Source organism: Ancylobacter sp., from assembly GCF_965249975.1.
Taxonomy (GTDB): domain Bacteria; phylum Pseudomonadota; class Alphaproteobacteria; order Rhizobiales; family Xanthobacteraceae; genus Ancylobacter.
Window position 1 is genome coordinate 55,834 of sequence record NZ_CBDFNE010000014.1, and the last position, 9,908, is coordinate 65,741.

9 protein-coding genes are annotated in these 9,908 nt (G+C 70.3%); all 9 read right to left on the bottom strand.

Going from position 1 to position 9,908, the window contains the following annotated elements; genetic code table 11:
• Window positions 1-2: 2 nt before the first annotated feature.
• The gene (locus ACP2AH_RS10795) at window positions 3-1,412 is read right to left on the bottom strand and encodes an ATP-binding protein (protein WP_425105802.1); all 1,410 of its coding nucleotides are present in this window, start codon (window positions 1,410-1,412) and stop codon (window positions 3-5) included.
• Window positions 1,396-2,076: a response regulator transcription factor gene (locus tag ACP2AH_RS10800; RefSeq protein WP_244377824.1), complete on the bottom strand. Its 681-nt coding sequence runs from the start codon at window positions 2,074-2,076 to the stop codon at window positions 1,396-1,398. The genes ACP2AH_RS10795 and ACP2AH_RS10800 overlap by 17 nt, the downstream gene beginning before the upstream one ends.
• 269 nt (window positions 2,077-2,345) lie before the next feature.
• Window positions 2,346-3,911, bottom strand: coding sequence for a Do family serine endopeptidase (locus ACP2AH_RS10805; RefSeq protein WP_425105803.1), 1,566 nt, complete (start codon window positions 3,909-3,911; stop codon window positions 2,346-2,348).
• 92 nt (window positions 3,912-4,003) lie between these two features.
• On the bottom strand, window positions 4,004-4,516 hold the full coding sequence (locus ACP2AH_RS10810) for a cytochrome c-type biogenesis protein (protein ID WP_425105804.1): 513 nt from the start codon (window positions 4,514-4,516) through the stop codon (window positions 4,004-4,006).
• Window positions 4,517-4,521: 5 nt separating this feature from the next.
• Window positions 4,522-6,522, bottom strand: a complete 2,001-nt coding sequence (locus ACP2AH_RS10815; protein ID WP_425105805.1) for a heme lyase CcmF/NrfE family subunit — start codon at window positions 6,520-6,522, stop codon at window positions 4,522-4,524.
• Window positions 6,523-6,709: 187 nt separating this feature from the next.
• Window positions 6,710-7,156: a cytochrome c maturation protein CcmE gene (gene ccmE / locus ACP2AH_RS10820; RefSeq protein WP_425105806.1), complete on the bottom strand. Its 447-nt coding sequence runs from the start codon at window positions 7,154-7,156 to the stop codon at window positions 6,710-6,712.
• Between the two features lie 4 nt (window positions 7,157-7,160).
• Window positions 7,161-8,288 carry a c-type cytochrome biogenesis protein CcmI gene (gene ccmI, locus ACP2AH_RS10825; protein ID WP_425105808.1) on the bottom strand — a complete coding sequence of 376 codons (1,128 nt, stop codon included), beginning with the start codon at window positions 8,286-8,288 and terminating at the stop codon, window positions 7,161-7,163.
• A 176-nt stretch (window positions 8,289-8,464) separates the two neighbouring features.
• A complete protein-coding gene (locus ACP2AH_RS10830) occupies window positions 8,465-8,848 on the bottom strand; it encodes a glycine zipper domain-containing protein (RefSeq protein ID WP_425105810.1) in 384 nt (127 codons plus the stop codon).
• A partial coding sequence (locus ACP2AH_RS10835) for an ATP-binding protein (RefSeq protein ID WP_425105811.1) occupies window positions 8,746-9,908 on the bottom strand: 1,163 nt, incomplete at its 5' end. The genes ACP2AH_RS10830 and ACP2AH_RS10835, both read right to left, overlap by 103 nt.

A 9,908-nucleotide genomic window follows, 5' to 3' on the forward strand; every position in this document is an offset into this window, starting at 1 on the left:
TCCTACGCCGCCTCCGCCTCATCGCTGAGATCGAGCGGCAGGTCGATAACGACCCGCAGCCCCGGATCGTTGCCCTCCAGCGACAGTGTGCCGCCGTGCAGCCGTACCACCGCTGCCACCAGAGACAAGCCCAGACCGAAGCCGGGCCTCGTCCGGCTCGCTTCCAGCCGCACGAAACGCTCCAGCACGCGCGGGCGATCCGCCTCCGCAATGCCCGGCCCGCGATCGGCAACCACGAGGCGCAGCCGGTCGCCGACGCGGCTGGCGCTGAGGTCGAGCTCGCGGCGCTCCCCAGGCGTTTCCGGGGCGCTGTATTTGATGGCGTTGTCGAGAAGGTTGGCGAGCGCCTGGCCGAACAGTTCGCGCACGCCATGCATCGGCAGCGGCCCGGCGATGTCGACCTTCAGCTCCAGCCCGCTCTCATCCGCCACCGGCTCGTAAAGCTCGGCCACTCCCGCCACCGTCTCGGCGAGGTCGAAGCGCAGCATCTTGGCGCTCGCCTGCCCCGCCTCGGCGCGGGCGATCATCAGGAGCGCGTCGAAGGTGCGGATCAGCCCGTCCGATTCCTCGATGGTGCGCTCGGTGGCGAGGCGCCATTCGTCGTCCGAGGCGGCGGTGCGCAGGGCGTCCTCGGCGCGGTTGCGCAGGCGGGTCAGCGGCGTCTTGAGATCATGGGCGATGTTGTCCGACACCTGCTTCAGCCCGGCCATCAGCGCCTCGATGCGGTCGAGCATCGCGTTGAGGCTCAGCGCCAGCCGGTCGAACTCGTCGCCGGTGCCGGAGACGGCCAGCCGGCCGGAAAGGTCGCCGGCCATGATGCCGTCCGAGATCGCGGTCATCTGGTCGATGCGCTTGAGCACGCGCCGTGTGATGAACAGCCCGCCCGCCATGCCGAGCACCACCAGCAGCGCCAGCCCCCAGACGGCGGGGCCGATGATGATCTGGCGCAGTTCCTCGCGCTCGACCACGTCGCGGCCGATCAGCAACCGGTACTCGCCGGGCAGGAAGACGACATGCACCAGCGCCCGGCTCGGCGGGGCGGCGGAATCGTCGGTGCGGACATAGTCGATTTCCCGCCAGCCCTGCTTGTCCAGGAAGTTGAGCGGCAGGTTCATCATATTGCCGGCGAGCGGGTCGCCGTTGAAGCTGGTCACTAGCAACAGCCCGGCATCGGGCGCGCCGGCGCGGCGGTTGACGAGGCTCACCAGCCGGTTGATGCCGCCGCGCTCGAACTGCGCCTGCATGAAGCGGGTGTCGTTCTCGATCGCCTCCACCGCCTGGCGGGTGACCAGCCGCTGGGTGTGCCAGCCGAGATAGGCGATGACCGATCCGGCGAAGAGGGCGAAGATGATGAGATAGGCCGCGAGCAGCTTGAACGCGGTGGTGCGGATGAGCTTACCGAGCGCCGTCACGAATAATGTACCCCGCGCCGCGAACCGTGTGGAGCAGCGGCGGATCGAAGCCCTTGTCGATCTTCGCGCGCAGCCGCGAGACGTGAACGTCGATCACGTTGGTCTGCGGGTCGAAATGATAGTCCCACACATTCTCCAGCAGCATGGTGCGGGTCACCACCTGCCCGGCGTGGCGCATGAGATATTCCAGCAGGCGGAATTCACGCGGCTGCAGCACGATCTCCTGGCCGGAGCGGGTGCAGCGATGCGCCAGCCGGTCGAGTTCGAGATCGGCGACGCGGTAAACCGTGTCAGCGGCCTGCGGCCCGCCGCGCCGGGCCAGCGCCTCGACGCGGGCCAGCAGTTCGGTGAAAGCGTAGGGCTTGGGCAGGTAGTCGTCGCCGCCGGCGCGCAGGCCGGTCACGCGGTCATCCACCTGGCCGAGGGCGGACAGGATGAGCGCCGGCGTCTTGTCGCCGCGTCCGCGCAGATCGGCAATCACCGAGAGCCCGTCGCGCCGGGGCAGCATGCGGTCGACGATGAGCACGTCATAGCCGCCGTCGCGCGCGAGAATGAGCCCCTCTTCGCCGTCGGCGGCGAGGTCCACGACATGGCCCGCCTCGCGGAACGCCTTGCGCAGGTAGTCGGCGGCGTCGCGGTCGTCCTCGACGATAAGCAGGCGCATGGGGGACTCGTCGGCGTTTTTGCGGGCGGCTCTCCGGAACTCCGCGAGCTCGATGAACGGGCCCTCTCGGCCCCGCGCGGAATCGGAGGCAACGGTACGATTCGGATTCGTCTCCATGTACGTCATTTCGCGCCTCGCGCCTATCGTGGCATCCCGCCGGGGCGCCCCTGAAAAGTAATGACGCGGGGAATCCTCCCGGACTCCCCGCGCCACCGAACCGGCCGCAGCCCAAGGGGCGACGGAACGAGCCGCAACCGGAACCTTTAGGCTCAGCCCTTCTGGTCACCCAGAGAGATGGCCACGAACCGCGTGCCCTGCTCGGACTTGACGCGCATCAGCACGGCCTTGCGGTTGTCCTTCTTGGCGGTGGCGAGACCGTCGCGGACCTCGGCGGGGGTCATCACCGGCTTGCCGCCGACATCGAGAATGACGTCGCCCGCCTTGATGCCGCGCTCGGCCGCCGGGCCGTTCGGGTCCACGTCGGTGACGACCACGCCGATGTCACCGGCGCCGGCGACACCCTTGGCCGGGGCGAGGGACAGACCGAGGCGCGGAATGCCCTTGCCGTCCTCCTGGTCTCCCTGGTCCGCCTTGCTCTTGTCGGCCGAGGCGACATCGGTCGGCAGCTGCTCCAGCGTGACCGGGATGGTCATGGACTTGCCGTCACGCAGCACGCTCAGCTTCACGGTCACGCCCGGCTTCTTGCGGGCGATCTCGCGCGACATTTCGCGGGAGTCCTTCACGGTCTGGCCGTCGATGCCCGTCACCACGTCGCCGGGCTTGAGACCGGCCTTCTCGCCGGGCGTGCCGGGCTGCACCTGGGCGATGAGGGCACCCTCGGCTTCCTTCAGGTTCAGCGCCTCGGCGACCTCATCGCTGACCGGCTGGATCTGCACGCCGACATAGCCGCGCGCCACCTGGCCGCCTTCCTTCAGCGCCTCGACCACTTCGGAGACGGTCTCGGAGGGAATGGCGAAGGCGATGCCGACATTGCCGCCCGAGGGGGAGACGATGGCGGTGTTGACGCCGATCACCTCGCCGTCGAGGCCGAAGGTCGGGCCGCCGGAATTGCCGCGGTTGATCGGGGCGTCGATCTGGATGAAATCGTCATACGGGCCCGAGCCGATATCGCGGCCGCGCGCCGAGACGATGCCCGCCGTGACCGTGCCACCGAGGCCGAACGGATTGCCGACCGCGACCACCCAGTCGCCGACGCGCGGCGCCTTGCCGGCGAGCTTCACCCACGGGAAGTCGGACTTGCCGTCCACCTTGAGCAGCGCCACGTCGGTGCGCGGATCGGTGCCGATCACCTTGGCGGTGTAGGTCTTGCCGTCGGTGGTGGTGATGTCGACCTCGGAGGCGCCGTCGACCACGTGGTTGTTGGTCACGGCATAGCCGTCGGCGGAGATGAAGAAGCCGGAACCCTGGCCGACTACGGCGCGATGGCCGGGGCCGCGACGCGGGCCCATGTCCGGACCGCCGGGAGCGCCGGGGCCGAAGCCGAAGCGGCGCATGAAGCGCTCGATCTGCGGCGGCACGTTCTGGCCGCCCATGCCTTCCTCGTCATTGGCGGCGAGCTTGTCCTCGTCCTTCTTCACCTTCACGCTGACGACAGCGGGGGAAACCTTCTCGACGATGTCGGCGAAGGAGAAGGTGCCGGCGGGCTGGTTGGTGGTCAGCTGGGCCTGGGCGGGGGTGATGATCTCGGGCAGCACGAAGGCGCCGACGGTGCCGCCGGCCAGAGCCAGGGTGAAGACGCCGGCGAGCAGCCGGGAACGGCTCTTGCGCAGCGTGGAGGCAGGGGTGCGGGTCGTGTTGGGCGCGGTGCGCGACATGTGTCGTTCCTCGTTCGACAAATCACTCTCCCCACCGGGAGCGTTGAACGAGAACCTAGAGACCGTCGCCTTAACGCAGTCTGGCGAGCGGGTTAAACTTTCGTAACGTCGCGTGCCGCTTCGTCAGGTGCTTCCGCCAGCGCGGCCCGCAGCCGCGCCTCTTCCTCCGCCGAAAGCGGCGTCGCGGCCGGGGCGCCACTCGCCCCTGCCTGACCGGCGCGGCGGCGATAGGCGACGACGAGGCCGAGCCCGCCGAACACCAGCACCGCGAAGGGCGCCAGCCACAGGATCACATTCGCCCCGTGCCAGGTCGGGCGCAGCAGCACGAACTCGCCATAGCGGGCGACGAGATAGTCGAGAACCTGCTGGTTGCTCTCGCCCTGGGCGATGCGTTCGCGCACCAGCAGGCGCAGGTCGCGCGCCAGCGGCGCGTCGGAATCGTCGATCGACTGGTTCTGGCACACCATGCAGCGCAGCTCCTTGGAGAGCTCGCGCGCCCGCGCCTCCTGCGCCGGATCAGGCAGCACCTCGTCCGGCTGCACGGCGGCGGCGGGCGTCGCCGCCAGCAGCAGGGCGGTCAGGGTGAGGGCGAGGGCCTTTCGCATCGCCCTCACTCCGCCGGCACCGGCGACGGGGCGTCCGCCTTGGGCTTCGGCTTCTTCGCCGGCTTCGGCGCCCCGACGCGCAGGCGCCGGTCGCTGAGCGAGAGCGCGCCGCCCAGCGCCATGATGATGGAGCCGATCCAGATCAGCGTCACATAGGGCTTCCAATAGGCGCGCACGCCCACCCCGCCGCCGGGCAGCTCGTCGCCGAGGCTGACATAGAGCTGGCTGAAGCCGAAGGTGCGGATGCCCGATTCCGTCGTCGGCATGTTGCGGGCGGTGAACAGTCGCTTCGAGGATTCGATGGTGCCGATGTCCACCCCGCCACGGCGGATGGTGAACACGCCCACGAGATCGCGGTAGTTCGGCCCGTTGCGCGGTTCCAGCCGGTCGAGGGTCAGCTCATAGCCGCCGACCTCGAACCGCCCGCCCACCTTCACCCCGGTGATGCGCTCGGCGTTCCAGCTCGTTTCGGCGATGATGCCGAACAGGCAGACGCCGACGCCGGCATGGGCCAGCGCCGCGCCGAATACCGAACGCGGCAGGCCGCGCAGCCGGGCGAAGGCGGTCGCCCGCGGCACCCGGCCGAAGCCGGCGCGCTCGGTCACTTCCGCCACCGCGCCGATCACCACGAAGGCGGCGAGCCCCATGCCGAAGGGCGCCAGCAGCGGGCCGCCGCCCTGCGCATAGGCCGCCAGAGCGGCGATGACGATGGCCGCGCCGAACGCCGCCATCAGTCGCTGGGCGGCGCCGGCGAGATCGCCCCGCTTCCAGGCCAGCAGCGGGCCGAACGGCATGGCGAAGGCCACGGGAAGCATCAGCGCGCCGACGGTCAGGTTGAAATAGGGCGGACCCACCGTGATCTTGGCGCCGTTATAGGCTTCCAGCGCCAGCGGGTAGAGCGTCCCGACCAGCACGGCGGCGGCGGCGGCGGTGAGCAGAAGATTGTTCAGCACCAGCGCGCCTTCGCGCGACACCGGGGCGAACAGCCCGCCCTGCCGCAGCATCGGCGCCCGCAGCGCATACAGCGCCAGCGACCCGCCGATGAAGAAGACGAGGATGGCGAGGATGAACACACCGCGTGAGGGATCGGTGGCGAAGGCATGCACCGAGGTGAGCACGCCCGAGCGCACGAGGAAGGTGCCGAGCAGCGACAGCGAGAAGGCGAGGATGGCGAGCAGCACCGTCCACACTTTCAGCGCGTCGCGCTTTTCCATCACCACGGCGGAATGGATCAGCGCCGTGCCGGCGAACCATGGCATCAGCGAGGCGTTCTCCACCGGGTCCCAGAACCACCAGCCGCCCCAGCCGAGCTCGTAATAGGCCCAGTAGGACCCCATGGCGATGCCCAGCGTCAGGAACGCCCAGGCGGTCAGCGCCCAGGGCCGCACCCAGCGCGCCCAGGCGGCGTCGATCCGCCCCTCGATGAGCGCGGCGACGGCGAAGGCGAAGGTGATGGAGAAGCCGACATAGCCGAGATAGAGCAGCGGCGGATGGATGGCGAGGCCGATATCCTGCAGGATCGGGTTGAGGTCCTGCCCTTCCGCCGGCGGCGGCACCACCCTTATGAACGGGTTGGAGGTGAGCAGGATGAACAGCAGGAACGCCACCGCCACCGCGCCCTGCACACCCAGCACATTGGCCTTCAGCCGCGCCGGCAGATTGCTGCCGAACAGCGCCACCAGAGCGGCGAACAGCGCCAGCACCAGCACCCAGAGCAGCATCGAGCCCTCATGGTTCCCCCATGTGCCGGTGATGCGGTAGAGCAGCGGCTTGGCCGAGTGAGAGTTCTCGACGACGTTGAGCACCGAGAAATCGGACTGCACATAGGCCACGACAAGCGTGGCGAAGGACAGTCCGACAAAGCCGGCCAGTACCAGCGCGAGGGTCGAACCGACGCGCATCAGCGCCGCATCGCCGGTACGCGCGCCCCAGATCGGGATCACCGTCATCAGGATGGCGACGGCGAGCGAGAGCACCAGCGCGTAATGGCCGATTTCCGGGTTCATGCGCTTGCCCTTCCCTGCCGGCCCTTATGCGTGGCGGCCGCCTCGCCCATGAAGCTGTCATCCCGGACGGCCGCCAGGCCGATCCGGGACCGCGTGCCAATCATGGCACGGGAACCGGCAGCCGATCCCGGTTCGCGGCTGCGCCGCGCCCGGGATGACGCTGACCGGAGGCGAGGCGGGAGAACCCTCACTGCGTCGCCTCCCCTTCCTTCCACACGCCCTGCTTCTTCAGCGCGTCGGCGACTTCCTTCGGCATATAGGTCTCGTCATGCTTGGCCAGCACGCTGTCGGCGGCAAAGCTGCCATCGGGCGCGATGACGCCCTCGGCGATCACCCCCTGCCCCTCGCGGAACAGATCGGGCAGCAGGCCGACATAGGCGACGCTCATATCCGCGCCATGGTCGGTGATGACGAAGCGCACATGCGTACCGTCCGTGTGCTGCACGCTGCCCTCCTTCACCAGCCCGCCGAGCCGCAGCCGCGTGCCGGGCTGGGTGCCCTCAGCGGCGATCTCGCTCGGGGTGCGGAAGAACACGATGGTGTCGTTGAGCGCGAACAGCACCAGCCCGGCGGACAAGGCGAGCACGGCGGCGGCGCCGGAAATGACGAGGAGGCGGCGTTTCTTGCGGGTCATGGCGTCAGCTCTCCAGCCCGAGTTCGCGCGCCAGCGCGTCGATGCGGCCGAGCGCCGCCGTGTCGCTGGCGAAATGGGTGCGGGCCTGGCCGGCGGCGGTCTTCGCCTTGTCCTGCTGGCCGAGCACGGTCCAGGCGCGCATCAGCCGCAGCCAGCCCTCGATATCGTCGCCCTGCTGCGCCAGCCGGGCTTCCAGCCGCTCGACCATGCCGCGCACCATGGCCTCGCGCTGCTCCGGCGTCAGGCTTTCCGCCGCCGCTACATCGGCGGCACCGGGGCCGGGGCCGGCGGCGGCCGGGACCGGCGCGCCGATGCGGGTCAGCGCCTCGCGCAGCAGGCCGAGCCAGGGCGCATCGGGCGGGGACTGCGCAACCAGCGCGCTCCAGCGCGCCGCCGCCTGCTCTTTCTGCCCGTCCTGCTCGGCGGCGAGGCCGAGGAAATACTGCGCCTTGGGGCCTTGCGGGTCGGCGGCCAGCGCCGCCTCGAACGCCGCCTTGGCCTCGGCGGTCACCACCCCGCCGGCCTGCGCGGTCAGCGCCTCGCCGAGGCCGGTTTCGCGCTGGGCGCTGGGACCGAGAAGCCGGATGGCGTTGGCCCAGGCGCGGGCGGCATCGTCGAGCCGGCCGATGCGGGCATAGATCGGCGCCACCACCTCATAGCCACGCCCGTCATTCGGGTTGGCTTCGAGATGGCTCTCCACCTTGCGGATGAGAATGGCGATGTCGGAAGGGTTGGGCTGCGCCTCCAGCCGCTGCGCCAGCGGCTGCGGCGGGTAGAGCGGCGAGCCCAGGGAAAGATACAGCCCGCCGGCCAGCAGCGGCACGCCGAGCAGCGCCACCACGGCGACGACGCGCCGGCGGCGGCCTTCGCCCGAAGCCTCACCCTCGCTCGCCCGCTCGGCGGTCGCGCGCAGGATGCGCCGTGCCACCTCGGTGCGGGCGGCCTCGCCCTCGGCGGGGGCGATGAGGCCGGCGGCGCGGTCGCGCTCGATTTCCGCCAGCTGGTCGCGATAGACGGCGAGATCGGCCTCGGCCGTGCTGGCGGCGGGCGCCGCCGCGCCGGTGCGCAACGGCCACAGCACCGCCAGAATGGCGGCGCCGGTCATCAGCGAGAAGGCGATCCACAGCAACATTAGCGTTCCTCTAATGCGCTGAGGTAGCCGACCCGACGCCCGGCGCCAATCCGTAACACCCTCAGTCGGATCGCCGCAGGCTCACAGTGCCGCGAGCACGCGGGCCCGGCGGGCCCGCTTTGGCCGCGAGGACCCGAGCCCCCGAGGACCCCGCCTGCGTCACCCCGCCGCGCGGATCAGCCCGAGACGGGCGACCAGGTGCCGTCCGGGTTGCGGCAGGCAGTGCCGCGCGCAGTCTGCGGCTGGCCGTTGATATAGATGGTGTGGGTGAACTCGCGGCACTTGGGCGAGCCGCCGCGCGCATAGCTCGGGCCGGGGACGATGGTGCCATAGGCGCCGCTGTCGCCGCGCCAGCTCACCGGCGCGCCGGGATTGCCATACTCCAGCGCCTGCATTTCCGCCTGCTGCGCCCGCTGCCGGTCCGCCTGGTCGAGCGCATTGCCGATCGAGCCGCCGATCAGGCCACCCACCGCCGCGCCGACGAGCGTGCTGGCGGTATTGTGGCCGACCACCTGGCCGATAATGCCGCCCGCCACCGCGCCGACGGCGGCGCCGCCCACGGTGTTCGGGTTTTCCTGCGCGGTGCTGCAGCCCGCGAGGGCGCCGGCGACAAGGCCCACGGCGACGAATTGGTATGCGCGCATGAAATTACATCCTCCAGCTTCGGCACGGCGCCTCTCGCACCAAGGATGAGAGGAATAGGGCGAAAGCGCGGCCCCGTCACCCCTTTCGCCGTCAGGCCGCCGGCAGCCGCACCACGCAGCGCAGCCCCCCCGAAGGGCGAACGGCCGAGCGTGAGCCGACCGCCATAGAGGCCGACGAGTTCCGCGACGATGGACAGGCCGAGCCCGGAACCGGGCTGGGTCTCGTCCAGCCGCTTGCCGCGCTTGAGCGCCTCGGTCTGCTGCTCCGGCGTCAGGCCGGGGCCGTCATCGTCGATGGTGATGTCGAAATAGTCCCGCTCGCCCGCCGCCCCGGGCACGGCCGCCACCGCGATCTCCACCAGCGTGCGCGCCCATTTGCAGCCATTGTCGACGAGATTGCCGAGGATCTCCTCCAGATCCTGCCGCTCGCCGCGAAAGCGCAGCCCGTCCGCCACCTCGGCCTCCACCGCCACGCCCTTGGCGCGGTAGACCTTGGCCAGCGTCGCGGCGATGCGGGCGACGATGGGTTCGACCTCCTCCACCGTGGTGACGACGGAGGCGCGCGCGGCCATGCGAGCGCGTTCCAGATGATGCGCCACCTGGTCCTTCATGATCTGCGCTGTTTCGGTCACCTTGGCGGCGAGCCCGGCCTCCGCGCCGTGGCCGCGCGCCGCCTCGTTCTGCAGCACGGAAATCGGCGTCTTCAGCGCATGGGCGAGGTTGCCGACATGGGTGCGGGCCCGCTCGACAATCTCGCGATTCGTGTCGATCAGCGCGTTGACCTCCGCCGCCAAGGGGGCGATCTCGATGGGATAGTCGCCCTCGATGCGGTCGGCGCGGCCGGTGCGCACTTCGTGCAGTGCCCCCAGCATGCGCTTGAGCGGGCGCAGGCCGAACAGCACCTGGAACACCAGCGTCAGCAGGAAGGCCCCGCCGAGAATCGCCAGCGTCGCCGCCAGCGCCTGGTCGAAGGCGG